This window comes from Rhodopirellula sp. P2 (genome assembly GCF_028768465.1).
Taxonomy (GTDB): Bacteria; Planctomycetota; Planctomycetia; order Pirellulales; family Pirellulaceae; genus Rhodopirellula.
In genome coordinates this window covers 60,103-86,854 of the sequence record NZ_CP118225.1, presented here as the reverse complement: position 1 = coordinate 86,854, position 26,752 = coordinate 60,103, and the positions used below count along the sequence as shown (strand labels likewise).

Here is a 26,752-nt window from a genome sequence, read left to right as displayed (position 1 = left end):
TGCCGGCAAGCCAACCGCGGTTCTTGCTTATTGTGAGTCTCCACTGGACCACCTGTTGTGGGTGGTCGCTTGGCGCGTTGTTTGCTTCTGTCATTCGCGTTCGGCATTCGCGTTTGCTATTTGCAAACGGTGTCGGCACTCCAAATGATTCTCACGGCCGCGATCGGGTTCGGGTTGCGGCTGCCTTTGTTTCCGAATGTCTTGCTGCGATGGGACCCCATCATGACCGAAAAGATCCTTGCCCACCTACGATCACTGCGACGCGAGATGTTTGGTTCGCCCGCCGCGGTTGGTCGGAACGGTTTCGTTCACCCTGGAGCGATTTCGTTCAAACCGGCTGAGCGTCAGCGGCGAACCGATCGCGACTGGAAGCCGGGTGATTGGGCGATTTATCGCAAGAGCAAACGCAGCAAGGTGCCGGGGCCACGTGCTTCGAGCGTGAAACCCAATTTGAAGGGCGAGACCTACAATTACGTTGTCGAGAAGTTCTGGATGGTCGACGAGGTCAACTCAGATGGCACGCTGACCATGCGGACGACTCGCGGGAAGACACACCGGGTGTTGGCGGACGATCCCAACCTGACTCACCCGAGCTGGTTCGCTCGGCTGCGTTGGCGCGAGCGATTTGTGGCGATCGAATCTCAGCTGGGGAAATCGACCTACGCGGCGTGAGCGGGAGGGTGTCCGGCCGCGGAAGCAGCATCTTGAGAACCCCGCCCGCGCAGGAGGTCGTGCAGTTTCGAAGTTTTGTATAGCCAGGCGATTGTCATCACCTGCCCCAAGACTTCGTTTCGGGAAAGGTGCGTCATGTGAAAACACGCTGAAAAGCGGCGTCGATCAACGGCACGACCCCGGGCGGGTGCAGCAAAGCCGCACAATCCATCCGGTCAGCTCAAACGAAGCTACTTGGCGATCTTTTCGAGGAGCGCGGCCACGGCGGCAGGGTCGTCCGATTCACGCAGTTCTTCGATGCGTGCTTCGGGGACACCGACCTTTTCCAGGTGGCTGCACAGACGCTTCCAGACCGTTGCCCGTTTCTTCCCCTCGCTCAAGTAAAGCTCGGTGACCGCCTCTTGGGCTTTTTGCAGCCCGATCGCATCCCGGTTCTGGTAATAGTTCCGGATGATCTTTTCTTGATGCGACGTCCGATTGGGAGCCATGGCCGAGCCTGCTTAGCGTTGGTTTCGTTTTTCTTCCGCACGAGCTGCTTGCAAGGCAGCTGCTTCGCGGGACAGTTTGAACTCCGGACCAGCCGGGAAGTACTGCACATCATCCTGCAAATAGTGCGGGCTCGGAAGGGTTTGGCCATTGAGCGAAACCTGGCATCCGGTGTTGGTCGCCAACAGGGCAGCGAGAGCCAATGTGCCGATCGTCCCGCGGGTGATCCACTGCGTGTTCATCTTGTTTTCCATCGTTGTACGCCCCAACGCGTAAAGTTTTCGGACCGAACGGCTCACGCAACGAGAGCCCGTCTGCCTGAAATCGGTGACAGAATCGTTATCGGCGGAATTACCGGAAAACCTTGACATGATTCGAGAAAAAGGTTCGGGAGAGCAATTTTTGTTGCGATTGGCATGCCCGTGCACGTTTCCTCGCGTAGGCCCGGACGCTCGCATTCCGATCCTTCCCCGCTGCGGAGGTCGTCCGTTTTATTTCACCCTCCCTTGGGACGTTCGAAAAATAGATGGTGGCTGGCGTCTGGGTTTCGCCCCGGATGGGGCCGTCATGCTTAGCTCGGGGCGGAAGCCCCGAGAGACCGATGCCGGAAAACAAACGGTCGCCCCGGATGGGGCCGTCGTGGGAGTTGAGGGAGTCCCTCGCTCACGCTTCGAGTTGTGATGGGTGGCCTTGGCGACCCTGGCGGGCAAGAGTGCCCATCCTCCATGCGTTAAAACGTCATTGACGACTCAATCAACAAGCCGTCGGGCGTGATTGGGGTGTGGTCGACGGACTTGGAAGTCCATCGTACGTCGGTGCTTGGAATGCCGGGGCAAAGGCGCTGCAAGGTCCGGTGTGTCACGCCAGTTCCACGCCGCTGGCCCAATTCGGCGTGACTCCCAGGCGACGATGGGGCACAATGGGAACATGCACACGAAACCTGGGGGAAAGACTTTGTTACCCAACATGATTGACCGACGCCGATTCCTGCGAGCCAGTCTGGCCGGAGGGGCCGCGATTGCCGCCGGGACCGTCGCCCCACGCCCTGCTCACGCCGCTGGCCGAGCCAAGTGGGAAGAAGCCATTCAGCGTGGCCTGGAGTGGCTCAGCAGCAAGCAATCGTCTCGTGGCCAATGGAACACGACGGTCTACCCCACGGCCATGGCGGCTCTGTCGGGCACCGCTCTGATTGGCAGTGGCAGCACAACGACCCAGGGCCCCTACGCTCGCCAAATTGCGCGGGCGTCGGATTTTCTGATCAGCAAGTCACGCAGCAACGGCCTGATTGGCGACCCTCAAACGGATTCTCGCTACACCTACGGGCACGGTTTTTCGATGCTGTTCCTGTCCCAGGTTCTGGGTGAGGAAGGGCTGCTCGACCGCCGCGAAGAGTTGGTGGACGTGTTGGCCAAAGCCGTCGAATTCAGCGGCAACGCCCAGACCGAGGCTGGCGGTTGGGGATATGTCTCGGCCAAAGAAGGCAACGACTTCGACGAAGGCAGCACGACGATCACCCAGGTTCAAGGTTTGCGAGGATGCCGCAATGCTGGGATTCCCGTCAGCGGCGAAGTGATCGACAAAGCCAAGGAATACATTTATCGCTGCAAGAATCCGGATGGCGGCATCAGTTACAGCAGCCGGCAAACGGGCAGCAGTCGGCCGGCGATCACGGCGGCGGCTCTGGCGGCGCTTTACAACGCCGGCGATTACGACGGCGAACATGTGCCGGAGATGTTGAAGTACAGCAAAGAAACGCTGCACGACATCAACAACGGAGCTCGGGCGTTCGGCCACTGGCACTACACCTACCTGTACTACAGCCAAGTCGTTTATCGACAAGGCGATGAGTTGTGGTTGCCGTTCCGTGACCGGTTGTACGATCGAATCGCGGCCGAACAAAAACCGGACGGATCGTGGGAAGGCCAGATTCACCCGGTGTACGTGACGGCTTGCAATCTGATCATGATGCAAATTGATCGCGGATTCCTACCAATCTATCAACGCTGAGGCCGACGATGGATTTGGAATCGTTCAGCCGACGCGTGCTCGGAATCTTGGAGCATCACTTCCCCACGGAAGGTTTTCAGTTGGGGGACGAGTTTGGTGTTTTGACTTGCGGTGAACTGCAATTCGGACTGTCAAACCTGTTGGCCCAGTCTCAGCAGGCGGGGTTCACCGACGAGGAGTTGGAAGAAACCGTCCGCGTCACGTTCTTGCGAATGTTGGAGATGGTTCGGACCGCCGACAAGGTGTTGCCCGAAACCTGGGAGGAAGCCAAGCCTCGATTGCGAGTTCAGTTGTGCCGCAGCGACATCGACGCACTCCGCAAAGCGATCACGTTTCCGTTTGCCAGTGATGTGACCAGCAGCGTGGTGGTCGATTCGCCTCACGGGTACGCCTACATCCGACCCGAAGACGCGGAGCGTTGGGGAGAGTCGGTCGTCGATTTGATCGAGGTCGCGAAAGAGAACTTGTTGGCCGATTCGCTCGACTGCCCGATGGGCGTTGTTGAAGGACCACCCAAATTCATTGCGATCCAGTCCGGCGACGGTTACGACGCGGCGAGAGTCTTGCTGCCGCAAATCCGCCAACGTTTGATCCAGGAATTGAGCGAGGAATCAGACGATCCAGAGCTCGAACCGGCCGCGATTGTCGGTGTGCCCAACCGAGATTTCCTGATCGCGTGGTCGGCTCAGTTGCCAGCCGACCTGCAACAACAATTGGCCCAGACGGTGGCGGATGATTCCCAGCGGCAATCGCATCCGTTGTCGGAACAAACGTTTCGCATCACCGCCGAATCAATCTGGCCGATTCAGAAGTAAAAACCTGTTGGTAGCCGGATTCGCCAGAATTCGGTTTTGCGACGATTCCTGAACTCGAGCCAGTCCGAACTCGCCATCAGTTGGAAAGTTTTTCCATGATCTGGTCGGCGGAGCGTCGCAGGAGGACGTCGTCGTCGAGTGAGCCGTCGATCTTGCGAATCGCGTGCAAGACAGTCGAGTGGTCTCGGCCGCCGAAGGCATCGCCGATCTGAGTCAGGCTGTCGTCGGTCATCCGGCGTGCCAGCCACATTGCCAGCGAACGGGCTCGGACGATGTTTTGGCGTCGGGAACCGCTTCGCATGTCAGCCGATTTAACGCCCAGTTGGCGGGCCACGGCGGTGGTGATCGCTTTGATGGAGATCGACTGGGTGCCGCCGGCAGCTTCAATCGCCGACTGGACCGCTTCGGCGCAGATCGGTTGCTCATGCATCCGGCACCACAGTGCGATTTGTTTGATCGCTGATTCGAACGCGCGCACGGTCGATTCCGCCGGTAAGCCTGCATCGAGCAGCGACAACGCCTCGGATTCCACCTCGGGCAGATGAGCCAGCATCAATTCGCGAAGGATCGTTCGCCGTGTGTCGCCTGCTGGTGGATGCAGTGTCACCGTCAATCCAGGCAGCGTGCGGCTGACCAAGGCCGGCCGCAGCCCGCGAACTTCGGATGGCAATCGCCGGCAGGTGACGATCGTCAGGCGGCCTTCTGCGTCGCGAGCTTCCAGGCGTTGGGCCAGTTCTTCTTGGGCTGGGGCCTTGTCCGCGATCAGGTGCAAATCATCCAGCACCAGGATCGGAACCGTGTCCAGCTTTTCGCGAAAACGCGGCATGTCCTTGGAATCGATCGACGAGGCGAATTCGCGGGCGAAGTCGATCGCGGGTTGGTACAGGACTCGGCTGGAAAGGACTCGGGAGGTCACGCCAGCCGGTCCTCCTTGGGCGGTGTCTTTGTCCAGTTCCATCGCTTCCCAGACGTTGCTGATGCTCATCCGTTTGGACAGGTGCAAGGCCAGAGCGGTTTTACCCGTCCCCGGTTGGCCGACCAGCAGCATGGGGCGGGAGATTTCGAGCAGCGTCTCGATCGGGTTTTCGCAGACGTAGCCTGCCAGCCGATTTTCATCGCCGCAATAAAACAGCGGGATGATCGGACGGACGATTTCACTGTCGCGACGGCGTCGACGAAGCGACGGGCGTTCCAGCGCGAAGGAGTTGACGTTGGGAGGCGAAGCGACCACGGCGAACAGCTGTGAACGGGTGAAGCACGAAAGTTCGTGCCGCGTGACGGGAAAATCGCGACGGGCAAAACAGGCGTGGGGATGGTCAAACGGAACCGATCGGAACGCAATTCGTCCGGTCGGAGCCTCTGACCCAGCTCCACTCTAAATGGAACAATCGCTCACCGCTATCCATTTTCCACCGAGTTATCCACAGTTGGAAAACCTTCTGCCTTCGAAAATTGTCGAGAAATCAGCTCGATCGCTCGGTCAATTTCGGCCTTGGTGGAAAACCGCGAAAGGCTGAACCGGAGGGCGGAATCCACCAGCGGCTTGGCAATGCCCATCGCCTGCAGCACGTGGCTGGGGGGGCTGCTGCCGCTGCTGCACGCCGATCCGCTGCTGCAGGCCACCCCGGCCATGTCCAGCGACATCAGCAGGCTTTGGCGATCCGCACCGGGCAGCGACAAGCAGGTGGTGGATGGTAAACGGGGGGCCTGGCGTCCATGCACGACGCAGCTGGGGTGCAGGCGAACCAGTTCGGATTCCAGGTGGTCTCGCAGGGCCGCCATGGCCTCGGCGGCGGTGGGTTGTTGCTGACAGGCGATGCGAATGGCCTCGGCGGCGGCGATGACCAGGGCGACCGGCTCGGTGCCTGGACGCGCCCCCAGTTGTTGCTCGCCGCCACGCAGGGACGCCCGGACTTCCACGCCAGCGTCCAGCCACAAAAAGCCGACTCCCGTGGGGCCATGCAATTTGTGAGGCGTGATCGTGGCGGCCGAGACGCCCCAGGTCGTCAGATCGACAGGGACTTTGCCCACCGACTGGGTTGCATCGACGTGCAGCGGAACCTGAAATTCGCGGCAGATTTTCGCGGCGGCTTCGATCGGTTGGACGACGCCGGTTTCGTTGTTGGCGGACATGATGGAAACGACCGAGACCGCCTCCGGGGCCTCGCCCGACTGAGTCCGTCGCCCCAGTGTGTCCCGCAGCGATTCCAGCAGGATCACACCGCTGGCATCGACGTCGACCCAGCCCACTTTGCGACCGGATGATTCTTCGGCGGCCGCGGCGGCGAGGACGCTGGGGTGCTCAATCCGGCTGATCACGATCGCGCCGCCGGGGTCGCCGATGCCGGAAATCGCCAGGTTGTTTGATTCCGTGCCACCGCTGGTGATCAGCAAACGCGGTGCATGCACGCGGGTCAGATCGCTTCCCAAGCAACGGCCGATCAAATCCGTGGCGGCTTCCAATCGGGATCGAGTCTGTTGGCCCAGCCGGTGTTGGCTGGACGCGTTGGCCGGCGTTTGCGAGAAAGCCTCTGCCAAAACACGAGCGACCGCGGGATCGATGGCGGTCGTCGCGTTGTTGTCGAGATAGATCATGTGTTTTCAGCTGGATCGACCGTTTGGCGGTCTTTCTTCAAAGATTGCAGTTCCAGGTTGTCGGGCGATTCTTCGAGGGCCTCGGCCAACAGTGCGTCGGCCAGTTCATCTCGCTGGGCGTCACGCATGTCACGTATCAGGCTGACGTATTCCTCGGCCAAGTAATCCGCGACGGTGGCTTTCAGGGTTGCCACATCCTGGACATCCCGCGTCAATTCCATCAATCGCGGGATCAGAATGTAGAGTTCGCGATCGGCCAGTTTGGCGATGGTGGGCCAGAGCTGTTGAGCCAGTTTGGGGTTTTTCTTGCTCCATTGCTTCCAAACGGAGATTCCTTCGTCCATCAGTCGAAGATGATCCAGCAGCAGTGCGGGATCACGCGGTTCGGCGTCCTGGAGCCCGTGCCGGATTTCCACCAGATCCCAACGATCTGGGATTTGATTCGGCATCGTCAGGATTTTCGATTGGGTCAGGTAACGAGCGGTCTCGGGGGTGGTGCTGACACGGCGGATGGGTGTGATTTGCCAGTGAACCAGCGGGATTTCGTAGAACGAAAATCGACGGGTCTGGAAATGATTGGGGGCGAACTCGGTTCCTTCCACGTAACCAAATGTCCGAATCATGACAAACAGCAAGCCACCGATGATGAGCGACGACACGGTGATCAACAGGAACCGGTAGCCGGTCGCGACCCGTTTTCGAGATCGCGATGGCTTGGCGGATTGGGTGGCGGTGGAGCCAGAGGACGGCGAGGCGGAGGTCGCTGACATCGTTGAAATATCCCGGCAGACGTCAAACAAACGGTTTGGTAGGTTCGCGACTCGTCATGGTTTGTCCCGAAGCCCTTATTTTCCAAGCGTAGCAAAGATGAATGGGTACGCCACACCTTGGGCCGGCCGCCGAGCCTGGGCCAACGCGATGCGGCAGGCCCCCGTGGCGGCGTCATGGAGCAGCCCCACGCAAGGACAACTGACGCCCCAACAACGCTCGGGGCTGGCCCAGAAACGTTCCCTGGTGGTGCCCTCGGACGCTGCCGGGAGGATCGCCGAGGCGGGATCGCTGGCAACCCATTCGCCAGCGGCGTCTTCTGGAGCTCCTCTGGCGGGAGAAAACGGGGATGTTCCGAGCGGTGGTTCGGACATGGCTGGGGACGACCCCGAAGACCGTCTGGCCGCCCGGGCGAGGATCGAGGCAGTGCTGCTGATCGCCAAATCGCCGCTGAACTACCGTCGTTTGGCCGCTTTGGCCGATGTGGAGGACGCCACCTCCGCTCGGACGCTGGTGGGGGAACTCAACGAACTTTACGAACGTTTGGGACGCGGGGTCCGGATTGAACAGGTTGCCGGCGGCCAGCGAATGATGACACGGGCGGTGGTGGCACCTTGGCTGCGCCGACTTGGGTTTTTGGCTCCAGCGGTCCGGTTGAGTTGGCCGATGATGGAAACGCTCGCCGTGGTGGCCTACCGCCAAGACGTCACGCGAGCGGATGTTGAAGCCGTGCGTGGTGTCGCGTGCGGAGAAATTCTGCGACAGTTGATGCAACTGGATTTGGTCCGGATCAGCGGTCGCAGCGAAGAGCTCGGGCGTCCCTACCTTTACGGGACGACCAAACGTTTTTTAAAAATCTGCGGATTGGCATCAATAAAGTCGCTGCCGCCGATTGACTGGCACGCATCCTGCGATGATGTTTCTCAATCTGCCGACGGCGAGGTTGAAAACGTTGCCGACGAAGAGACTGCTGACGAACTGAAATCGAGAGATCCCTCTCAACCTGAATCCCATCCTCGCCGTGAATCTTCGGACTCTGAACTGTCGGAAACGAATCCTTCAGAACCCGAGCATTTACACCCCACCAAGGAGTCTGACGTGAGTGTCGCCGCGATCGAAACTCTCGCCACCGAATTCACCGTTTCCCTCGATGCCGACCCATCCGGCGCGGTGGCCGTTTTGGATGCGCCTGCGTCCAACCCGGAGGCTGCGTTGTCGAAGGATTCGTCGGCCGTGATCGAAGACGAAGAAGACGATCTGTACGAAAACGGATTTGATCTCGACGACGAGGAAGACGACGACCTCGACGACGATGACTGGGATGATGAGGACGACGACAGCGACGACGACGAGGATGATGACGAGGAGGAAGATGACGACGAAGAGGATGACGACGAGGACGAGGATGATGACTCGGACGACCTCGACGATGACGATGACGACGAAGAAGATGACCTCGACGGCGCCGACGACTGGGAAGAAGTCGACGACGATGAAGCCGACGAAGACTGGGATGATGAGGACGAAGAAGACAGCCTGGACGAAGAGGAAGAAGAGTGGGAAGACTAATCGTCTGCTCTCTTTCTTTCACATCCCTCAGGCAATTCAACCCGTCACCGTTTGATCTCGAATGGGACGGTCTGGCCGCGAGTGAGTGGCGAACCACCGCATTCCGGTGACCCACTTCTCTGTCGCGAGTTGCCTTTCACGGCCCCAGTTCACCCAGGGGCTCCCTGTCCGGTCCCCTCTCTGGCACCGTTCAGACGTTGCCAGCCCTGGCCGTGTTGCCTGTCAGGACGACTCTGCTAGCGGAGGCCAGTGCCGCTAGCTGAGCCCGTCCGCTCTCGTTGGCCTCAGGACATCGATTTGATTGATGAGGGGGTTCTCGTTCCTGGGCAGAGCCTGGGCTGATAAAGATGTGCTTCGTCGAGTATTAGCCCTTCCGAGGCGAACGCTGACAACTCGGAGAGTTGTGCGACAATGTCGCTCGATTCTCCGAATCGTGAGCGCAAATTGCGTTTCGCTTTGCCAGTGCGAAACAGCCCAAGCCTTTCAGTCAAAGTGATTTTTGTCAGCCCAGGTAGACCCTGGGAACAAGGAAAAAAAACGTCAGCAATTCAATCGATGTTCTGTGGCCAACCAAATCGTGCGATAGATCGTTGTGTCAAAGGATGGCAACCCGACGCATTTGGTTGCCCTGCACGGGCTCTCTCCCGTCGCGGCCTGCGGGCGGGAATTCAACCGGACTCGGCCTCCGTTTCGGTTGCAACGATTGCAGTGGTTTTGACTCTCTTAGCAGGTGCGCACGTGTCTTCGGGTATGTGAGCCGTTTGGGCGTTAGCCCCGGTTCCCACGCACAACCGGGGCCAACGCCCAAACGGCTCACAGGATGAAACCCCGTCATTCCTGCCTGCGTCGTGACCGTCGCATGATGCTTGGACGCGGCACACGCACACCTCGATGAGGTGTTTTTTCAACATGGATCAATTGGTGACCTACCTTTGAAACGGTAGCTGTTCCTTTGTATCGCAATTGATGCGTGAATCCATGTTTGAAACCACCCAAGCCCAATTGTTGATGGTCGAGCCCGAGCTGGTCTTGGCTGAACTCGCGACGTTCCGTTTGGAACTGTTGGGGTATCGGTTGGAGGTGGTCAACAGCGGCGCCGAAGCGCTCGATCGCCTCCGCCATGAACCAATCGACCTGCTGATCCTGGACACCAAGTTGCCCGAAGGCGATGGCCTGGAATGGCTGACCGAACTGCGGTTGGAGTTCAAAGCCGAGCAAGTCCCCGCCTTGGTTTTTTCGCTCGATCCCAGCCTGGAAATGGTTCGACGCGCCTACCTGGCCGGGGCTCAGGACTACTTGATCAGTCCGTTTGACCCAACCGTGCTCGAAGAAAAGGTGCAGCGTCTGCTGCCCTCCCACGCCGAGACGGTTTGATCGCGATGCACGTCTCTTCCCATCCACTTCCCAGTCTTCACGACGGACTCGCACGATGAAACGCATTGGCGACATTTTGGTCGAATTGAACATTCTGACCAACGAACAAATGGACGCTGCATTCGCGGGGAAACCGCGTGGTGTGATGATCGGCGACTGGTTGGTTCGGCAATCCTTGATCAGCAACGCGCAGTTGGGCGCGGCGCTCTCCGAGCAGTTCTCGGTGCCGTTTGTCGACATTGATTTTTCCAGCGTGAATCCGCAAGTCGCACGATTGTTGCCAGAGGATTTCGCTCGGTCGCAAGCATCGGTGGCAATCGATGTCAGCGATCGAATGCTGACGCTTGCAATGGTCGCGCCCGACGACATTGAAACCATTGCCGAAGCCGAGTTGATGACCGGCTATAAAATTCGCCCCGTCGTTTCGTTGGAAGATGACGTTCGCGATTTGCTCAACCGCATCTACGACGATCGGGCCTTCGCTCGGCAAACCATCGTGGACATGAAGTTCGCCGAAATGGCGGAATCGGGTGAGGTCACCGAAGAAGATGAATTGGCGATGTCAGCGGTCAGTCAAGAAGACGCGCCCGTGGTCAAACTGGTCCAAGCGATTTTGTCCGGTGCCGTTTCCGCGGGTGCCAGCGACATTCACCTGGAACCGCACAAACCCGAGATGCGTGTTCGCTACCGCGTTGATGGTGAGTTGCAGGTGGTGATGACCATCCCCAATCACATCGAAGATTCGGTCATCAGCCGGATCAAGGTGATGGGCGACATGGACACGACCGAAAGTCGTCGTCCGCAGGATGGTCACCTCACCGTTTACGAAAATGGGAAACGCGTTGGCTTTCGAATCAGCGGCATCCCCACCGTCGATGGTCAAAAGTTGGTGCTGCGATTGCTCGATGAAGGCGGGCAGACATTTGACTTGGCCGGCATCGGGATGCCGCAGCGTGACTACGACGCGGTTCGCCGTGTGATCGACAAACCTCACGGGATGTTTGTGGTCACGGGACCAACGGGAAGCGGGAAAAGCACGACGTTGTACGCCGCGCTTCAGCATCTCAATGATGACGACCGAAACATTGTCACCGTCGAGGATCCCGTCGAATATCGACTGGCCGGGATCAACCAGGTCCAGAGCGACAACGAATTCGGAATGGGATTCGCCAACGCTTTGAAATACATCATGCGGCAGGACCCCGACGTGATCATGTTGGGAGAAATTCGCGATTGCGAAACCGCGTCGACAGCGGTTCAAGCGGCTTTGACGGGGCACTTGGTGATCAGCACCTTGCACACCAACGATGCCGTCGGTGCCGTTCAACGCCTCGCTGACTTGGGCGTTGATAACTTCAAAATCGCGGGTTCGTTGCTCGGCAGCGTTGCTCAACGCTTGCTGCGCTGCGTGTGTGAAAACTGCAAGGTCGACGCACCGGCGAACCTGAATCTGCTCGAAGCACTGGATCCCGAACAATACGTTCCGCGAGACACCACGTTCGTCCGTGGTGCCGGGTGCAAACGTTGCTTGGGAACCGGGTTTGCCGGGCGGATGCCAATCTTTGAAATCATGCCGCTCAACTCGGAAATCACCGCGGCAATCGAAGCCGGTGTTCCAAACTCACAGTTGGAAGTGATGGCCCATGCGGCCGGCATGGTGCCGCTTCGCCAAGCCGGTTTGGAAGCCGCGGTGGCGGGGAAGACCTCGCTGGAAGAAGTGTATTTCAAAACCAGTGGCGATCGACGCAGCACGAGTTCGACGCCGATGGTGGGCGGTCGCCGATCCCTGGACCAACCGGTTCCGAGTGCCATCGCCTGATTCATCTCATGCCAGCCTGATGGGTTGGATCCTTCCAACATCGCTTTTGTTTTTCGTCTCGGTGCCATCCCATGTCCTTCCCTGCTAGCACGACCAACGCGACCACCACCACCGGCGGTGTGATGGGGTTTTTGCGGAAGCTCAACTCGATCGAGGTGGGCGGACCCAAGCGTGGTGTTCCCAAGGGCTGTGAGTCCACTCGTATCCCGCCTGTGCCACTGGCGCAGTTGATGCGGATGATGTTGATGTTGCTCCAGAACGGACTGACGTTGCCCAAGGCACTCGGTTCGCTGGCGATGGACAATTCCAGTCGCAAGTACAGTGGCGTGCTGCTGCGAATGCGAAGCACCATCATGGCGGGCGGATCGATCAGCGATGCCATGGCACGCTACCCGCGAACCTTCAACAAAATGCAGGTGCAGCAAGTCCGCTTGGGTGAGCGAAGCGGTTCTCTCGAGACCGCCCTGCTGCGAGTTTGTGAACAAGTCGAACGCAAAGTCGCACTGCGAAAACGAGTCTTCAAGAAGGTCAGCTACCCGGTCTTGATCAGCGTCGCCGGTCTCGGCTTGATGGTGTTCATGTGCGTTGTCGTCGTGCCTGAATTTGAAACCGTCTACACGGCCAGCGGTGTCGATTTGCCTCCGGTGACGCAGTTCGTCACCGGGCTGAGTCGGTTCATGCTGACCAAAGGTCTGTTTGCATTTCCATTGGCGTTGGTGGTGGCGGTGCTGTGGGTTTGGGGACGGAGCAAACCACGCGTGGCGGCCAAAATGGATGCCGCGTTCTTGCGACTGCCCGTGGTCGGGCCGTGGCTGCGCGATGCTGCTGTGCTGCAGTTCATTGAGGCCACTTCGGCAATGGTCCAGTGCGGTTACAAACCCATCGAAGCGATCGAGGTTGCCGCGACCTGCGTGAAGAACCGCTGTGTCCGAAGTGCGATCGAAGACATCAATCATGGGGTCCGCCGCGGCGAGAAGCTGAGCGTCGAGCTCGGCCGGTACGAACGATTCTTTCCACCGACGCTGTGCCAGCTCATCGGTGTGGGCGAGCAATCGGGCGAGTTCGCTCGTTCGTTGCAAGGCACCTGCAATCACTTGCGAGAACGCTTGGAGTCTCGCATCGATGCGTCCGTTGCGATGCTCGAACCCATCCTCACGATCTCGTTGGCGGTCATGATCGGCGGCATGGTGCTGTCGATCTACACGCCGATGTTCCACATGTTTGAAGTCCTCGAATGATCCGTGAATCACTAGCCGTCCCAGCATCGCGTTGTTCTCAGCAGCGACGATCCGCCTTCAGCATGTTGGAGATCATCGTTGCACTGACGATCGCCACCCTGTTTGCGATGACGGGACTTGCGTTTGTGCAAACCCACGGCGAGACCGCGAAATCGCGAGCGTGCGAAGGCAACCGGGCCACGTTGCAGCGTGACGTGGAGTTGTACGAGCACGAGACCGGGCGTTTGCCCGGCCGAACCCTTCGTGAATTGGCTGATCAAGACTACAGCGGAGTGAACTTGCCCACGTGTCCCGCATCAGGCAACGCGTATGGGCTGGATCAAGGCGAAGTGACCTGCCCGACGCACGGCAAGTGATCAGCGAATCGAGATCGCCGTTTGCAGCGGATGCAGCACGCTGTCGATCAAGTACTCGTCGACCAAGTCGCGGCACAACTGAGACAATCGCGTGAACTCGTCCGCGTAGTTTTCCTTGGCACCCAAGGAATCGTAACGCCGGACCATCATGTAAACGCTGAGTTGTTCTTCGGTGAACTCGCCCGTGCGGATTTGAAACGCACCGGTTCGTGATTCGAAACTGATTCGGCACTGAGTCTTGCAATCTTCATCGAGTGCAAACTGCACCACGGGTTCATTGGAGAGCAGTTTCCCATAAGGCAGCTGGGTGAATTTTTCCAAACCTGGCGCGATGCCGATGGCTTCGGTCACGATTTCGTTGTGGTTGCCTTTGCAGACAAAGTCGAATCCCAACATCACCGTCAACGCTTCGCAGTCCAGTGGGCTGACGGACAATTCGTACGGCACCAGTTCCAGGACTGCCCGGTGTTGGTCGCAGGCGTCTTCGTAGCTGGTCGGGCTGACCACCCCGCTGTTGACTCGTTTGGGTTCGACGGAGACCCAGCGATAAGAGCCGCTGTCTTTTTCCTTTTCTTCTTCCAGCACGTATTCGTCTTTTTCACGCGCGTAGAAATTTGCCATCTTGGGGTAACGACGCTGGACCTGTTCAAAGTAGTGCAGAACGGATTCACGACCTTGCGGCAACTCCATTTCGGTGGACAGATTCATGTTCACGTAATATTCGTCGCCGAAGATGCCGTAATCACTCATATCGTTTTCACTCAATGAAAAGCTGTTTGACGGATGAACGTCTGGAAAGAGAACGCCCCGTTGTAGCCGTTGCCGATGACCTCGGCCAGTCACAGCGGAACCGCTCCATGGCATCTCAGTTTGTCAAACTGGGCCGCCACAAGAAATCATAACCCGACGCGTGAGCGAGGGACCGGGGAATCACTCGCTCACGCGGCAGTTTGGTCTCTCGTATTTTATCACTGGGAAGGCAGGGAGGAGGCACTCTGAGGCCCGCTTTGCGGGAATGCGTGGGAGACGGGGCCACCCCAGCCACCGAAACGGGACTCAAACCACCGGGACACTTCCAAAGAAACAGACGCGACGAAGGCAATCGGAGTTCGCGCACTCCGATCTTCACGCCGGGTGCGGAACGGCGGTCAATTTGCTGATCGGAACTTCATTTTCTTCCATCGCATGGTCGCTGAGCCGGTAAGGTAAGATCACCCAAAAGGTGCTCCCCCGGCCCAATTCGCTTTGAAAGTCAATCTCGCCGCCCAGCAGCACTGCGAGTTCTTTGACGATCGACAGCCCCAGTCCCGTGCCCGCGAATTCGCGTGTCAGACCGTCGCCGTCGAGCACCTTTTTGCTCTGCCGAAATTTCTGGAAAATGATGGGTTGGTCCTCTTCCGCCACACCCACGCCGGTATCGGTCACGGAAAGCCGGAAGCGATCATCGTGCAAATCGACCACGCGAACGGTGATCATGCCTCCTTCGGGAGTGAATTTGATCGCGTTGCTGAGCAAATTGTTGAGGATTTGCCCCAGCTTGTTCGGGTCTTGGTAGGCGACTGGCAAATCATCAGGGGCTTCGACTGACAGCGAGATGTTCTTGTCCTCCGACAAGGACTGGATCATGTCGCACTGCGCGCCAACCAATCGAGAGAGCTTGAACTCGCTGCGGCGGACTTCCATTTTGCCCGCTTCGACTTTCGCGAGGTCCAGGATGTCGTTGATCATTTCCAGCAGCAGACGGCCGCTCTTTTGAATGTTCGAAGCGTAGCGACGTTGTTTTTCGGACAGCGAATCGATGCCCTGCAGTACTTCTGAGAAACCGATGATGCTGTTCAGCGGCGTGCGAAGTTCGTGGCTCATGTTGGCCAAGAAGTCGGTCTTCAACCGGTTGGCTTCGTAGAGTTGCAAGTTCAACTGCGCGAACTGATCAACCCGGGCATCGAGCTCTCGGTTGACGCTTTGCAATTGAGTCTGCGTTTCGGTCAGGTGCCGCAGCATCCGGTTGAACGCATCTGCCAGTTCACGGAACTCGTCATCGGTGGAGATGTTGGCTCGTTGGTTGGTGTCACCATGCGTGATCGCGTCGCTGACGTCACGCAGGTGCAGGAGCGGTTGCAAAACCAAGTAACGAACAATCGCGTGCAACACAAACAGCGTCACTGCAACGATGAACATCGCGATCGAAACCACGATCGCGCGAATGCCGGTCATGTCCTTGACGATTTTATCATCGGGCATGCTGACCCGTTTGACTCGGTAAGGCAATTGGGAGGCGAGCTTGGCCGGGTCTTCGTCTTTGGACAGCGAGATGATTTCGCCGCTTGGAACATGGCAGGGAACACAGTCGTAGGTCATGAAGACCGGTTCGTAGTAAACGTAGCGCCCGTTGGTGGGACCAAGCTCTTGAAACACGGGACGGTTGGCGGGACCAATTCGGCTCATCGCCGCGTCGTCGGCCAAGTCCACTGCTTTGCTCAGGTCAATCGGATCGCCAGACAGCAATCGTTCCAGGCGGGCTCGGAATTGGGGTTCGAGTTCTTGCAGCAGCCGAAGCTCGCTTGGGGAGGTGGGCTGGATCGGTGCGGGCAGGTTCTCAAACGGTTGCGGGTCATCGAGCCCCAGAATGTCGAACTCAATGTCTTGGCTGAGCAATTGAGAGCGGAGGTCAGCGATCTTCTGCCGAGTGATCTCCAGTTTGTTTTCGGGCAAGTGCTCGGTGTAGGTCGCGGCGGCATGGATCAGCATCATCTCGGTTGCCGCGGCGTCTCGGGCTTGCTGCTGAGTCGTGCTGCTGACCCAGCGATCGGCCAGCAGAAACACCATGCAAAAGGCTCCGCACATCAACACGACGAGCGCTGAGCCGAAGAACAGCAAACACTTGCGTTCCAAACTCATCGATGAGAACAGGCTTTGGATGAACCTCAGCATGAGCTTCCGCGGGAAGGCCCTGGGGCGGCGAGAAGGTCGTGGGAAATCATTCGACGGGACCGGGAAAAAGGAGGGCCGGAAAACTTCATTTTGACGAAAACCGCCGGCCACGACGAGACGAATCGAGCGTTTCGTGCCCGCGACCAGTCGTTTCAACCGGTTTTTTTGGAATGTTTTACCTCTCGCGGCAAGGAGAATGGTCCGTAAATCACCGCAGAAATGCTTGTTTGCCCCCCTGGCCACAACTAGGATGCGAGACTAGTTCACGATCCCGTACGATCACAATACGCCTCCAAATTTCCCGCCTTCTGACTCTGAGAATACGATGAAACGTTCCCTTCGCCTCGCACTGCAGTGGACGTTGGTGGTCTGCATGATCGCCATTTTGAGCGTGAGTCCCGCTTCGGCTGGATGGCTGCTGAAGCGAATTCACGGCAAAAACGCTGATTGCTGTGAAATTGCGACCGACACCTGCTGCACTGCTCCAGAGCCTGTTTGCTGCCTTCCTGCACCGGAACCCGTTGGTTGCGATCCCGCGCCGATCCCTTGCGAATCGGCCCCCACCTGCTGTGGCACCGTTGAAATGGTTCCTGCACCTGTTGTTTCAAGTGACTGCTGCGGTTCCGTCGTTGTGCCAATGAGCGAAGGCATCCTCGTTGAACAACCCTTCTACGGTGAATCGACGATCGTTCCCATGGCCGAAGGCGAAATGATCGAAGGCGGGGTCATCGAAGCTCCCGCGATGCCGGCCCAAGAGTCCACGGACGTCGCTCCACCCGTTCCCGCTGAACCTGTCGCGGAAGAGCCTGTTATCGAGCCTCAAGCCGATCCCGCTGCCGACGTGGAACCCGAAACTCCAATGCCGGTGGAAGAGCCCGCGGAAGAAGCTCCCGTTGTTGATCCACCAGCCGCTGAGCCTGTGGTCGAGGAGCCCGTTGTCGAGGAACCCGTGGTGGAAGAACCCGTCATGGAAGAACCAGCTGCTGACTTGTTCCCCGCTGACGACAACCCTTTCCCACAAGACGCACCCGCTGAAGAAGCACCCGGTTTGGAAATGCCAGCCGAGGAAGCACCGGTGGAAGAAGCTCCTGCCGACGATGCCTTTGGCGATCTGTTTGGTGGCGACACTGAAATGCCCGCCGAGCCTGCCACTCCCGATGTCGAAGCTCCTGCAGCCGAATCGGTCGAAGACCTGTTTGGCGGCGACGCTGCACCAGCGGATCCTGTGATTCCTGATGAACCCGCCATGCCCGAGGCTCCTGCCGACGACGCCTTTGGCGACTTGTTCGGTGGCGAAGCCGAAGCACCCGCAGACATGCCTGCTGAGCAACCTGCCGACGATGGTTTTGGTGACTTGTTTGGTGGTGAAGCGGAAGCTCCCGCTCAAGAAGCGATGCCACAAGAAGGTGGACTGGACGGATTGTTCGACGACGCCGCACCGGCCGAAGAAGCACCGGCTGATGGCGGTGGCTTGGACGATTTGTTCGGTGACCCACCCGCCGAAGACAGCTCCGACGCTGCCATCGACGATTTGTTTGGCCAAACCAAACAGTCGCTGGCTGATTCGGAAGTCACTCAAGTGGTGACTGAAAAGAGCGTCGCCAAGACCATCGACGTGCTGGACAGCACCAAGACCCGCACCTGGATCGACAACACTGGCAATTGGGGCACCGATGGCCGCTTGGTGGAAGTCCGTGAAAGCGAAGTTCAGATTCTGAAATCCAATGGCCGGACCTGCACCGTCCCGTTGAAACGACTCAGTGACGCGGACAAATCGTACGTGGAATCGATCCGCGCCCAAGTCAGCGAATTGCTGTTCGCAATGGCCTCCGTCGACTGAGCTGGCACCCTCGCGGTTTCGAGCTTGATCGAACGAAAAGACCTCCAACGCCCGGCAGTTTCAAAGCTGTCGGGCGTTTTTTGTTTTGTGGCTCAAGCTTCGGCCCGACTCAGCCGAAAAGTACGGTATCAGCGATTGAATCGCTTCGAGCAAGAAAGAGTCTTCGAGGACGGCCGGGCTTGACGAAAAAGCACGGGTTTCCTAACTTGCTCAGCTTGTGCAACAGTCAGTCTTTGACCGGCTCCTTGCACGTGAAGGCGACGTGGCCAAGTGGCTAAGGCGAAGGATTGCAAATCCTTTATTCGTGGGTTCGAATCCCACCGTCGCCTCTGATGATGGCAGAGGCTTTTGAGACGCGACCCTTTTCAGGGGACCGAATCAGAGCTACGATCATCGTCCAAATGGGTGAGATTCAGCATTGGCTGCCTCGCCCACGCCCTTGTAGCTCAGTTGGTAGAGCAACGGACTCTTAATCCGTGGGTCCTAGGTTCGAGCCCTAGCGGGGGCACTCTTTCAGAAATCTGGGCACCACCCCCAGACGGCAAACCCCGGTTTTCACGGGGTTTTTTCGTGTCCTTGTGGCCGCCTGACTTGCAGGCATGGCCCCGCCGATCGTGCCGCCATCGTCTCCGCCGCAAAAAGGTGTCAGCCGCAAAAAGGTGTCAGGTACCTTTTTGGCAGTTTGGGAGATATTGGTTTGCCTATCCTCCCAAAAAGGTACCTGACACCTTTTCGTGGGAGGCGACCTGGCGGTTCTGGGGAGATAAAATGAGGTGCATCCCTTCGCTCATCACTCCTTTGTTTGCCATGCCGTTCTCCGACTACATCGCACCCTTCGCGGAGTTCCCTGTTTTGCAGCAAAGGGTGCTGGACGTTTTGAGCCAGCTGCCCGAGGACGTGCAAACGGACTTTTTGGGCGACGAACGCTTTCGAGTGGAGATCGACAATTACGTTCCCGGTGTGGGCTGGTCGTTTCTGATGCCGGCCCCCGGAAGCGATGGAAGTGGCAGTCGCTGCGTGATTCTGCGAAGCAAATTGGCCGAGGCGGCCGAAGCGTTCGCGCATTACGTGATCGCTCATGAGTTCGCGCACGCGTTTTTGCGAAACGGTGGTTGGGGTGAGATCACTGACATTGAAATGGCCGCGGACGCGCTGGCGGCGTCCTGGGGGTTTGAGAGACCCGCGTGAAGTCGTTCGCCTCGCTTCCCATGTCCAGGCCCTCACCCTCGCGTACGCCTGAACAGCGTCGCTTGACCTCTCCCCCAACTTCGTTTCGGGAGAGGTGCGACAGGTGGAAATCAGCCGAAATGCGGTGTCAGAAAACGGCAAGACCTCAGCGGGGTTCGTGGGCAAGGGCTGGACGCCTCGCTTTGTTCCAAAGCATTGGCTGGTTGCCAGGTGAGACCTGGCCTACGTCTCTTGCCCGTCAGAGTCGGACAAGGCCACCCATCACAACCCGACGTGTGAGCGAGGGACGCCCCCAACTCCCACGACGGCCCCATCCGGGGCGAAACCCAGACGCCAGCCACCATTTAGTTTTCGAACGTCCCCCGCGGTTTGGATGGGGAGTGTTCTGACCGCATCTGATTGATCGGACGCTGCTTAGCTGAGCGACCAGCCTTCGCGTGGTTCCCTGGCGATGAAGGGGGCGGCTTCGGGGCATCCCACGCACTCCATCTTGTCTCGATCCCAGGTGATCTTCTTGCCGACTCGGTAAGCAACGTTGCCAAGGTGATTGGCTTCGGTGAGTGGTCCGGCATAGCTGAATGGGCTCGCAGTTTCACCCTCGCCCAAGCACGCTTGGACCCACTGTGCATGATGGCCGGGCGAGTCGGGCACGAATCGGGCTGGCGGCTCGAAGTCCACGAAGGATTCCTCGGGCAACAGCACGTGTTTTCCGTAGTCGGACAACAACATGCCTTTGCTGCCAATGAACAAGATCCCACTGTCCCAGCGAGGGATCTCACCGCGTTGCCAGATTTCGGGCTTGTGCGTTCCTTGGTACCAAGAAACGGAGACCGGACCGCGATCGCCACGTTGGGGATACTCGTACTTCGCTGACATCGAGGCGGGGGCGATCTCGGGGTGGGCCGGAGGGCCGAAGGCTTCCACCGTGGTTGGCGCATCGAGTTGCAAGGCCCAGAACGGCAGGTCGTTCCAGTGGCTGCCGAGGTCCGACATGGTTCCACCAGCGAAATCCCACCAGCGATACCAACGAGGTCCGGGGAAGTAGACCGAATGATAATGACGGACGGGGGCGGGACCCAGCCACAGATCCCAGTCGACATGATCCGGCGGCGTCATGATGTCGCTCGGACGCGAATCCACGTGCAGAAGGTCGCGGTGTTTCTTCGCATCTGCTTCGGATTGCAAACCCCAGGCTCGGTTGACCCAGACGTGAGCTTCGCTGACATCACCAATCGCGCCGCTTTGGATCAATTCCACGACCCGATGGTAATTGCTGCCGGCGTGAATCTGAGTTCCCATTTGGGTGACGACACCGGCTCGCTCCGCCGCTTCCGTGATCTTCCGCGTTTCCTCGATGTTGTACGCCAACGGCTTTTCGCAGTAGACATGTTTGCCGAGCTGCAACGCTGGCATTGTTGCAAACGCGTGAGTGTGTTCGGTGGTGCTGACAACGACACCATCAATCTCGCCACCAACGGTATCGTACAGTTTTCGAAAATCGCGAAACGCCTTGGCCTTTGGATGTCGTTGGATGGCATGATCGGTGAATCGCGTGTCCACGTCACAGACCGCAACGATGTCGACAAGCCCTGTCTTTTCCATCGTCCGCAGGTTCGAGCCACCTCGCCCGCCCACGCCAATGGCCGCAATCTTCAGGCGATCGTTGGGGGAGGATGGGACGGGATCCTGAGCAGGTGAAATTCGGGAGAGACCGGACGCCGCCAAAGCGGTCCCGCCCACCAGAATGTCACGTCGGTTTGGAAGTTTCTTGCCTGACATCATTCACCTGTCGCTTTCTATCAGTGGAAAGGGAAGATCCTAATGGAGTGAGCCATGGCCGGGGAACGAATGTCATGCTCACCGGACACCTTTTTCCAAAGAACCCTGACCGGATCACTTTTGGATCTGAAAGCCTTTTGATTCGCTTGGTAGCGCCGTCAGAAGCTTCCCGCTGCAGCCCTTTTCTTTGTCGCAACGGCCGCTGGCGACGAGCAGTCGACCATCAGAGAGCCCTTCGACGCCGAGCGAACAGTTGAGCTCGTGCCGGCCTTTCATCTGGAAGTCAGCGTCGGTCACCAGTGTGATCGACGGCGATCCATAGCAGCCAAACCACCAGCGATCGTGAGCGAAGGTTGCGGTTTGGATCCCCAGGTGAGTGTGGCCGCTTGCGATCACGTGCTTCTTCACAAATTGGAATTGATCGTCGTATTCGTAGACGTAGTTTTCGCTGAGCGAATCAGGCAGTCCGCCGACGACGTAGAATTGTCCATCGCGGTGTCCGATCCCGCCCGCGCCGTGAAAAACCTCTTGCGTCTCGTGCCGAGCAAGCTCTGTCAGTGATTCAGCGTCATAGACATAGACCCAAGAATCCGCGTTGCCGTTGGGGTCATTGAATTTCCCGAGGTTGACCGCGACGTAGATCTTACCGTCACGAAAGCAGAGGTCGCCGTGGTGGTTGGCGACGGGGATCTTTTTCAGGAGCTTGCCCTGTTGGTCGGTCTTGACCAACGTCGTGGTGAACGACCAGTAGATCGACGTTCCGCCGATGCAAACGCCTTGCAAGTGATGCGGGTAGGTTCCCTCACAGGTCACTTGGAATGATGCGGTTGGGAAGCCTTGGCTGGAGTTCACCTCAAGTTGATCTTGAGCGAACAGCGATCCAGCAAGCGTGAGGTTTGCGAGCAAAAGCAAGCCGGTGAAGGCAACGGTTCGAGATGTCAGCTGGTGGCAGGTCATGGGGAGGTCCATCGAGGAAAATCAAATGCTTGGTCGCGAAGCGTTCTAGCGTAAGCCGCGATGGGGGAAGTCTGCAAACACTCTTCAACTCAAATTTATAAATCGATGGGAGGCATGGTTTTGGGGGGAATGAACCTTTGGTTTCTGTCTCTCAAGCACAGCTCGCGGCGTGGCAGTTAGAATGGTCGCTTCGTCGATTCCCACCTCCACCCCACCTTGGTTCATGACCCACCCCATGCAAAATTCTTGTCACTCGCCGATTCGATCTTGGCTGGGAGCCGTGGCTCCGATCGCACTGCTTGGCTTCTTTGGTACGACTGCATCGGCCGAGGATCCAGCGTCCAATTCGCTCGAAAACGGCCGGATTGTCGTCGGTCCGGACTATGAGTTGGCCTCGGAGCTGAAAGATCAGGGAGCACCGCAGGGCAAACAGTTTGAGTTCATGATGCCGTTGTCGGAAAGCAAGATTTTCGATGGCACGGATTCCACGTTGGATCCACGCAAAGACGTTCGCAAGGAACGCAAAATCGTGGTCTATGTTCCAGCGGCTTACCAAGACGGGACTGCAGCGCCGTTCCTGGTCATGCATGATGGACCGAGTCGTTTGAACTTGGTACGCAACGCACTGGACAACATGACGATCTCAAAGGATCCCAGTCGTCGCCTTCCCGCCTTCATTGCGATCGCAGTTCAAAACGGTGGCAATGACAGCAAAGGCAGCCAACGTGGATTGGAATACGACACGATGTCAGACCGATTGGCTCGGTTCATCCAGTTGGAAGTTTTGCCAGCCGTTGAGAACCACCCTGAGATTCGGGCGGCCTACCCGAATTTTAAGTTGACGGATGACCCCTGGGGGCGTGGCGTGATGGGGTGCAGCAGTGGCGGTGCCGCAGCCCTGACGATGGGCTGGTTTCGTCCGGATTGGTTCCGCCGCTTGATCACTTACTCGGGCACGTTCGTCGATCAGCAAGACGATGATGCACCCGAGGAAGCCGAGTACCCGCTGGGGGCTTGGGAGTATCACTCGAGCATGAAGCTGATTGAAAACAGCGAGAAGAAACCGCTTCGGATTTTCACGCACGTTGCGGAGAACGACAATCGAGCCAACGATCCGGAGTCGACCTATCACAACTGGGTGATGGCCAATGAGCGAACCGCGGACGCGCTGGAGGCCAAGGGCTATCAGTATCGGTATGTGTTCTCGAAAGCCACCCGGCACTGCGACCGCAAAGTGTTCGAAGCGACCTTGGCCGACACGCTGGCTTGGATGTGGCACGGCTACGAGGCGGATGCGGAGTAGCGGATGCCGCGGGCGGATGATTGAAAAAGTTAAATTGACAATTGTCGATTTAACTTTTTCAATGACTCCGACTGATGAGAGAATGGGTTTTCGAACTGTGTAGGCACCAACTCCCCAAGGAAGGGTGAAGTCTTCTGCGTGAACGCGATGTCAACCAAGTTGGCAGAGAGGTGACGACGAATTGGCACGAGCTGAAACGTCGGCGAGTGCCGATTTTCTGACACTGAAGCAGGGACGCAGTGTCATCGGGTATGTGAGCCGTTTGGCGTTCGCCATGGTTTTTACGCACAACCGGGGCTAACGCCCAAACGGCTCACAGGGTGAAAACCAATCGTTCCTGCCTGATCAGTCTTTGTCGGTGCGGAGCACGGAGATGAAGGCTTTTTGCGGGATGTTGACGCTGCCAAACTGTTTCATCTTGGCTTTGCCTTTCTTCTGTTTTTCCAGCAGCTTCTTCTTGCGACTCACATCGCCACCGTAAAGTTTTGCGGTCACGTCTTTGCGATACGGGGCGATCGTGGTTCGTGCGATCACGGTGCCACCGATCGCACCTTGGATCGGAATCTTGAACTGGTGACGTGGGATCGCTTCGGCGAGTTGCTCGCAGTAGTGCATGGCACGTGCGCGTGATTTGTCACGGTGCACGAGGTAAGCGAGCGCGTCGACGGGCTCCTTGTTGACCAGGATGTCAACTTTGACGATGTCGGTTTTGCGGTACTCGATCGGCACGTAGTCGAACGATCCATAACCACGCGTGATCATCTTCAGCTTGCCATAGAAGTCGAACAGGACTTCGCCCAGCGGCATTTCGCTGGTGACTTCCAAGCGTCCGGCTGACAAGTAGTTCATCGTTTGGCTCTCGCTCCGATGCTCTCGGCAAAGTTCCATCACCGGGCCGACGTACTCCTCTGGGATCAAGATCTGAGCTTTGATGTAAGGCTCGCTGACCGAGTCAATGGTCGAGGGATCAGGCCAGTAGGTCGGGTTGTCGACGTCCTGCGTGGAGCCATCTTTGAGTTTGATTTTGTACTGCACCGAGGGAGCCGAGATGACCAGTCCGATGTCAAATTCGCGCTGCAAGCGTTCTTGCACCACGTCCAGGTGCAGCAAGCCGAGGAATCCGCAGCGGTAGCCAAATCCCAGTGCCGCAGAGCTGTCTTTTTCAAACGTCAGTGCGGCGTCGTTGATCGAGAGCTTCTCGAGTGCCTTGGTGAGGTCTTGGTATTCGTCGGTGCTCATCGGATAAACCGACGAGAACACGACTTGGCGTGCGGGTTGATAACCGGGGATTGGTTCCTTCGCGGGGTGGTTGGCCAGCGTGATCGTGTCGCCGATTTCGATGTCTTGCACCGATTTGACGCCCGCGACGATGTAGCCGACTTCGCCCGCGGCCAGTTCCTTCTTGGGAACCAGCTTGAATTGGTTGTAGCCGAGTTCGTCGACGGTGAAGTCGCGATCGGCGTGCATGAAGTGGATCTCGTCTTTGGGTTTGAGGGTTCCTTCCATGACACGGCATTGCAGGATCACACCGCGATACTTGTCGAAGAAGGCGTCAAACACCAACGCCTTCAGTGGTGCCTTGGGGTCGCCCTGCGGAGCGGGCAGGTTCTTGACGATTCCTTCGAGCACGTCTTCGATTCCCTGGCCGGTTTTGGCGGAAACCGGAATCGCGACGAAGGGATCCAGTCCCAGGTCCTCGTCGATTTCTCCGCGAACGCGGTCGACATCGGCGGCGGGCAAATCAATTTTGTTGATGACCGGCAGCAGTTCCAGGTCGTATTCGAGCGCCAGGTACAGGTTGGCGACGGTTTGAGCTTCGACCCCCTGGGAGGCGTCGACGACCATCAGAGCCCCTTCGCAGGCCATCAGCGACCGGCGGACTTCGTGCGAGAAATCAACGTGGCCGGGCGTGTCGATCAGATTCAGTTGGTACGCCTCACCGTCTTTCGCCGTGTAGTTCAGCGTGACCGTGTTGCTTTTGATCGTGATGCCTCGTTCCCGCTCGATGTCCATCGAGTCGAGCATTTGATCGTGAAACTCACGTTGAGTCACACCGCCGCAGGATTGGATCAGCCGGTCCGCCAAGGTGGACTTGCCGTGATCGATGTGGGCGATGATGCAAAAATTGCGAATGTGTTTCATGGTTTCGTTTCGTGCGACGCGGCGGGGACGTCCCATCGTAGTGAATCAGGTGTTGATTCAACAGGGATTTGCGGAGGCAACGGATTGCGACGATTTGACGGAAAATTCGGGAAGGGCTGGATTTTCCAGTTTCGGAATGCCGATTCAGCTTGATGAATTGATCTTCCGCCGAAACTCGATCTTCGAGATGATCGAACGTTCGGAGGACCGTTTCGTCTTTTCTGTTTTCAAGGATGTGTCATGCGAACAATACTATTACTCGGCTTGGCCATCGGTGGAGCTTTCATGGCAGGATGGTTCACCATCGAGCGTGATGGCGACAAAACTCGCATTGAAATCAACAAAACAGAGATCCGCAGCGACACGCGGTCCGCGATTGACCGAGGCCGAGACATTCTCGACGAACGGCAACGCGAGCAAGCCGCTCAACAGCAGGTTGCTCAACAACCAGGCGGATACCCGGATCAAGGCCAAGGTGGCTACTATCCCGGCGGTGCGCCTACCAATCCGAATGCTTGGCCGCCACAAGGTGGCCAGCCAGTGCAAGGTGCCGGGTACAGCACGCCAAGCTACGGCGTGCCGAATTACAACGTGCCCAACTCCAACCAAACCCCAGGGTACAACAACTACCCCGCCGCCCAGCCCAACGCGGGCTATGGCGAGCAAGGTGCTTACAACCCAAACGTTTATCAGCCGCAAAACTACAATGCCCAACCCCAAGCGGGTGGCCAGAATGGCTGGGACGCGGCTTCGGCACCTTGGGCGACTCAGAACCGCTGAGCCAGGTTGACGTGTGGGTTGATGATGGCCGTTGGCCAACCAATTCCCGTTCATTCTCGATCCCTGGGGCGATGCCCCAGGCTACGATGACGAAGGCCGTTGGCCAACAAACCGAATGCAAAAGCGCAACTTC

General features: G+C 58.1%; 22 protein-coding genes and 2 tRNA genes. 14 read left to right on the top strand and 10 right to left on the bottom strand.

The window, feature by feature from the left end:
- Positions 1-222 precede the first annotated feature (222 nt).
- Positions 223-672, top strand: coding sequence for a hypothetical protein (locus PSR62_RS00235; protein WP_274405829.1), 450 nt, complete (start codon positions 223-225; stop codon positions 670-672).
- A 230-nt stretch (positions 673-902) separates the two neighbouring features.
- Here the strand turns inward: PSR62_RS00235 and PSR62_RS00230 are convergent, their stop codons facing one another.
- Together PSR62_RS00230 and PSR62_RS00225 are read right to left on the bottom strand one after the other, a co-directional pair.
- Positions 903-1,160, bottom strand: a complete 258-nt coding sequence (locus PSR62_RS00230; protein ID WP_007333356.1) for a hypothetical protein — start codon at positions 1,158-1,160, stop codon at positions 903-905.
- A 12-nt stretch (positions 1,161-1,172) separates the two neighbouring features.
- Entirely contained in the window at positions 1,173-1,412 is a 240-nt protein-coding gene (locus PSR62_RS00225; protein WP_047812685.1) for a hypothetical protein, read from the bottom strand.
- Positions 1,413-2,085: 673 nt separating this feature from the next.
- Between PSR62_RS00225 and PSR62_RS00220 the strand changes: the two genes are divergently transcribed.
- Together PSR62_RS00220 and PSR62_RS00215 are read left to right on the top strand one after the other, a co-directional pair.
- Positions 2,086-3,165 carry a prenyltransferase/squalene oxidase repeat-containing protein gene (locus tag PSR62_RS00220; RefSeq protein ID WP_443217335.1) on the top strand — a complete coding sequence of 360 codons (1,080 nt, stop codon included), beginning with the start codon at positions 2,086-2,088 and terminating at the stop codon, positions 3,163-3,165.
- Between the two features lie 8 nt (positions 3,166-3,173).
- On the top strand, positions 3,174-3,980 hold the full coding sequence (locus PSR62_RS00215; protein ID WP_274405827.1) for a hypothetical protein: 807 nt from the start codon (positions 3,174-3,176) through the stop codon (positions 3,978-3,980).
- Positions 3,981-4,056: 76 nt separating this feature from the next.
- Here PSR62_RS00215 and PSR62_RS00210 read toward each other — a convergent pair whose 3' ends face one another.
- The 3 genes from PSR62_RS00210 to PSR62_RS00200 all read right to left on the bottom strand — a co-directional run bounded on the left by PSR62_RS00210 (position 4,057) and on the right by PSR62_RS00200 (position 7,345).
- Positions 4,057-5,211, bottom strand: coding sequence for a helix-turn-helix domain-containing protein (locus tag PSR62_RS00210; protein ID WP_274405826.1), 1,155 nt, complete (start codon positions 5,209-5,211; stop codon positions 4,057-4,059).
- Positions 5,212-5,378: 167 nt separating this feature from the next.
- Entirely contained in the window at positions 5,379-6,575 is a 1,197-nt protein-coding gene (locus tag PSR62_RS00205) for a cysteine desulfurase family protein (protein ID WP_274405825.1), read from the bottom strand.
- Entirely contained in the window at positions 6,572-7,345 is a 774-nt protein-coding gene (locus PSR62_RS00200) for a hypothetical protein (protein WP_274405824.1), read from the bottom strand. The genes PSR62_RS00205 and PSR62_RS00200 overlap by 4 nt, the downstream gene beginning before the upstream one ends.
- 97 nt (positions 7,346-7,442) lie before the next feature.
- On the opposite strand from PSR62_RS00200, the gene scpB reads away from it, so the two are divergent.
- The 5 genes from scpB to PSR62_RS00175 all read left to right on the top strand — a co-directional run bounded on the left by scpB (position 7,443) and on the right by PSR62_RS00175 (position 13,699).
- Positions 7,443-8,912, top strand: a complete 1,470-nt coding sequence (scpB, locus tag PSR62_RS00195) for an SMC-Scp complex subunit ScpB (RefSeq protein WP_274405823.1) — start codon at positions 7,443-7,445, stop codon at positions 8,910-8,912.
- A gap of 978 nt (positions 8,913-9,890) precedes the next feature.
- Entirely contained in the window at positions 9,891-10,286 is a 396-nt protein-coding gene (locus tag PSR62_RS00190; protein ID WP_274405822.1) for a response regulator, read from the top strand.
- 55 nt (positions 10,287-10,341) lie between these two features.
- Positions 10,342-12,105, top strand: coding sequence for a GspE/PulE family protein (locus PSR62_RS00185; protein WP_274405821.1), 1,764 nt, complete (start codon positions 10,342-10,344; stop codon positions 12,103-12,105).
- 71 nt (positions 12,106-12,176) lie between these two features.
- Positions 12,177-13,343: a type II secretion system F family protein gene (locus tag PSR62_RS00180; protein ID WP_274405820.1), complete on the top strand. Its 1,167-nt coding sequence runs from the start codon at positions 12,177-12,179 to the stop codon at positions 13,341-13,343.
- Entirely contained in the window at positions 13,340-13,699 is a 360-nt protein-coding gene (locus PSR62_RS00175) for a competence type IV pilus major pilin ComGC (RefSeq protein ID WP_274405819.1), read from the top strand. Before PSR62_RS00180 ends, PSR62_RS00175 begins: the two co-directional genes overlap by 4 nt.
- On the opposite strand, the gene PSR62_RS00170 is transcribed toward PSR62_RS00175, so the two are convergent.
- Together PSR62_RS00170 and PSR62_RS00165 are read right to left on the bottom strand one after the other, a co-directional pair.
- Complete coding sequence (locus tag PSR62_RS00170) at positions 13,700-14,449, bottom strand: hypothetical protein (protein ID WP_274405818.1); 750 nt, start codon at positions 14,447-14,449, stop codon at positions 13,700-13,702.
- A gap of 375 nt (positions 14,450-14,824) precedes the next feature.
- On the bottom strand, positions 14,825-16,630 hold the full coding sequence (locus tag PSR62_RS00165; RefSeq protein WP_274405817.1) for a sensor histidine kinase: 1,806 nt from the start codon (positions 16,628-16,630) through the stop codon (positions 14,825-14,827).
- 325 nt (positions 16,631-16,955) lie between these two features.
- Here PSR62_RS00165 and PSR62_RS00160 point away from each other — a divergent pair, with 325 nt between their 5' ends.
- From PSR62_RS00160 to PSR62_RS00145, 4 genes are all read left to right on the top strand, one after another.
- Positions 16,956-18,470 (top strand): SHD1 domain-containing protein, encoded by a 1,515-nt coding sequence (locus tag PSR62_RS00160; RefSeq protein ID WP_274405816.1) that lies wholly within the window; start codon positions 16,956-16,958, stop codon positions 18,468-18,470.
- Positions 18,471-18,726: 256 nt separating this feature from the next.
- A tRNA-Cys gene (locus PSR62_RS00155) sits at positions 18,727-18,799 on the top strand.
- Positions 18,800-18,905: 106 nt separating this feature from the next.
- Positions 18,906-18,978, top strand: a tRNA-Lys gene (locus PSR62_RS00150).
- Between the two features lie 299 nt (positions 18,979-19,277).
- Positions 19,278-19,658, top strand: coding sequence for a hypothetical protein (locus tag PSR62_RS00145; RefSeq protein WP_274405815.1), 381 nt, complete (start codon positions 19,278-19,280; stop codon positions 19,656-19,658).
- Between the two features lie 414 nt (positions 19,659-20,072).
- On the opposite strand, the gene PSR62_RS00140 is transcribed toward PSR62_RS00145, so the two are convergent.
- Complete coding sequence (locus PSR62_RS00140) at positions 20,073-21,440, bottom strand: Gfo/Idh/MocA family protein (protein WP_274405814.1); 1,368 nt, start codon at positions 21,438-21,440, stop codon at positions 20,073-20,075.
- A 111-nt stretch (positions 21,441-21,551) separates the two neighbouring features.
- The gene (locus tag PSR62_RS00135; RefSeq protein ID WP_274405812.1) at positions 21,552-22,406 is read right to left on the bottom strand and encodes a hypothetical protein; all 855 of its coding nucleotides are present in this window, start codon (positions 22,404-22,406) and stop codon (positions 21,552-21,554) included.
- A 223-nt stretch (positions 22,407-22,629) separates the two neighbouring features.
- On the opposite strand from PSR62_RS00135, the gene PSR62_RS00130 reads away from it, so the two are divergent.
- Positions 22,630-23,697, top strand: coding sequence for an alpha/beta hydrolase (locus PSR62_RS00130; protein ID WP_274405811.1), 1,068 nt, complete (start codon positions 22,630-22,632; stop codon positions 23,695-23,697).
- A 345-nt stretch (positions 23,698-24,042) separates the two neighbouring features.
- Here the strand turns inward: PSR62_RS00130 and lepA are convergent, their stop codons facing one another.
- Positions 24,043-25,839: a translation elongation factor 4 gene (gene lepA / locus PSR62_RS00125; RefSeq protein ID WP_274405810.1), complete on the bottom strand. Its 1,797-nt coding sequence runs from the start codon at positions 25,837-25,839 to the stop codon at positions 24,043-24,045.
- Positions 25,840-26,124: 285 nt separating this feature from the next.
- Here lepA and PSR62_RS00120 point away from each other — a divergent pair, with 285 nt between their 5' ends.
- Positions 26,125-26,619: a hypothetical protein gene (locus PSR62_RS00120; RefSeq protein WP_338020260.1), complete on the top strand. Its 495-nt coding sequence runs from the start codon at positions 26,125-26,127 to the stop codon at positions 26,617-26,619.
- Positions 26,620-26,752: the final 133 nt, after the last annotated feature.

Excerpts from the sequence above, each read along its gene's own strand:
- PSR62_RS00235 (WP_274405829.1), top strand. The coding sequence starts at position 223 with ATGACCGAAAAGATCCTTGCCCACCTACGATCACTGCGACGCGAGATG.
- PSR62_RS00230 (WP_007333356.1), bottom strand. The coding sequence starts at position 1,160 with ATGGCTCCCAATCGGACGTCGCATCAAGAAAAGATCATCCGGAACTAT.
- PSR62_RS00225 (WP_047812685.1), bottom strand. The coding sequence starts at position 1,412 with ATGGAAAACAAGATGAACACGCAGTGGATCACCCGCGGGACGATCGGC.
- PSR62_RS00220 (WP_443217335.1), top strand. The coding sequence starts at position 2,086 with ATGCACACGAAACCTGGGGGAAAGACTTTGTTACCCAACATGATTGAC.
- PSR62_RS00215 (WP_274405827.1), top strand. The coding sequence starts at position 3,174 with ATGGATTTGGAATCGTTCAGCCGACGCGTGCTCGGAATCTTGGAGCAT.
- PSR62_RS00205 (WP_274405825.1), bottom strand. The coding sequence starts at position 6,575 with ATGATCTATCTCGACAACAACGCGACGACCGCCATCGATCCCGCGGTC.
- PSR62_RS00200 (WP_274405824.1), bottom strand. The coding sequence starts at position 7,345 with ATGTCAGCGACCTCCGCCTCGCCGTCCTCTGGCTCCACCGCCACCCAA.
- scpB (WP_274405823.1), top strand. The coding sequence starts at position 7,443 with ATGAATGGGTACGCCACACCTTGGGCCGGCCGCCGAGCCTGGGCCAAC.
- PSR62_RS00190 (WP_274405822.1), top strand. The coding sequence starts at position 9,891 with ATGTTTGAAACCACCCAAGCCCAATTGTTGATGGTCGAGCCCGAGCTG.
- PSR62_RS00185 (WP_274405821.1), top strand. The coding sequence starts at position 10,342 with ATGAAACGCATTGGCGACATTTTGGTCGAATTGAACATTCTGACCAAC.
- PSR62_RS00180 (WP_274405820.1), top strand. The coding sequence starts at position 12,177 with ATGTCCTTCCCTGCTAGCACGACCAACGCGACCACCACCACCGGCGGT.
- PSR62_RS00175 (WP_274405819.1), top strand. The coding sequence starts at position 13,340 with ATGATCCGTGAATCACTAGCCGTCCCAGCATCGCGTTGTTCTCAGCAG.
- PSR62_RS00170 (WP_274405818.1), bottom strand. The coding sequence starts at position 14,449 with ATGAGTGATTACGGCATCTTCGGCGACGAATATTACGTGAACATGAAT.
- PSR62_RS00165 (WP_274405817.1), bottom strand. The coding sequence starts at position 16,630 with ATGCTGAGGTTCATCCAAAGCCTGTTCTCATCGATGAGTTTGGAACGC.
- PSR62_RS00160 (WP_274405816.1), top strand. The coding sequence starts at position 16,956 with ATGAAACGTTCCCTTCGCCTCGCACTGCAGTGGACGTTGGTGGTCTGC.
- PSR62_RS00145 (WP_274405815.1), top strand. The coding sequence starts at position 19,278 with ATGCCGTTCTCCGACTACATCGCACCCTTCGCGGAGTTCCCTGTTTTG.
- PSR62_RS00140 (WP_274405814.1), bottom strand. The coding sequence starts at position 21,440 with ATGATGTCAGGCAAGAAACTTCCAAACCGACGTGACATTCTGGTGGGC.
- PSR62_RS00135 (WP_274405812.1), bottom strand. The coding sequence starts at position 22,406 with ATGGACCTCCCCATGACCTGCCACCAGCTGACATCTCGAACCGTTGCC.
- PSR62_RS00130 (WP_274405811.1), top strand. The coding sequence starts at position 22,630 with ATGCAAAATTCTTGTCACTCGCCGATTCGATCTTGGCTGGGAGCCGTG.
- lepA (WP_274405810.1), bottom strand. The coding sequence starts at position 25,839 with ATGAAACACATTCGCAATTTTTGCATCATCGCCCACATCGATCACGGC.
- PSR62_RS00120 (WP_338020260.1), top strand. The coding sequence starts at position 26,125 with ATGGCAGGATGGTTCACCATCGAGCGTGATGGCGACAAAACTCGCATT.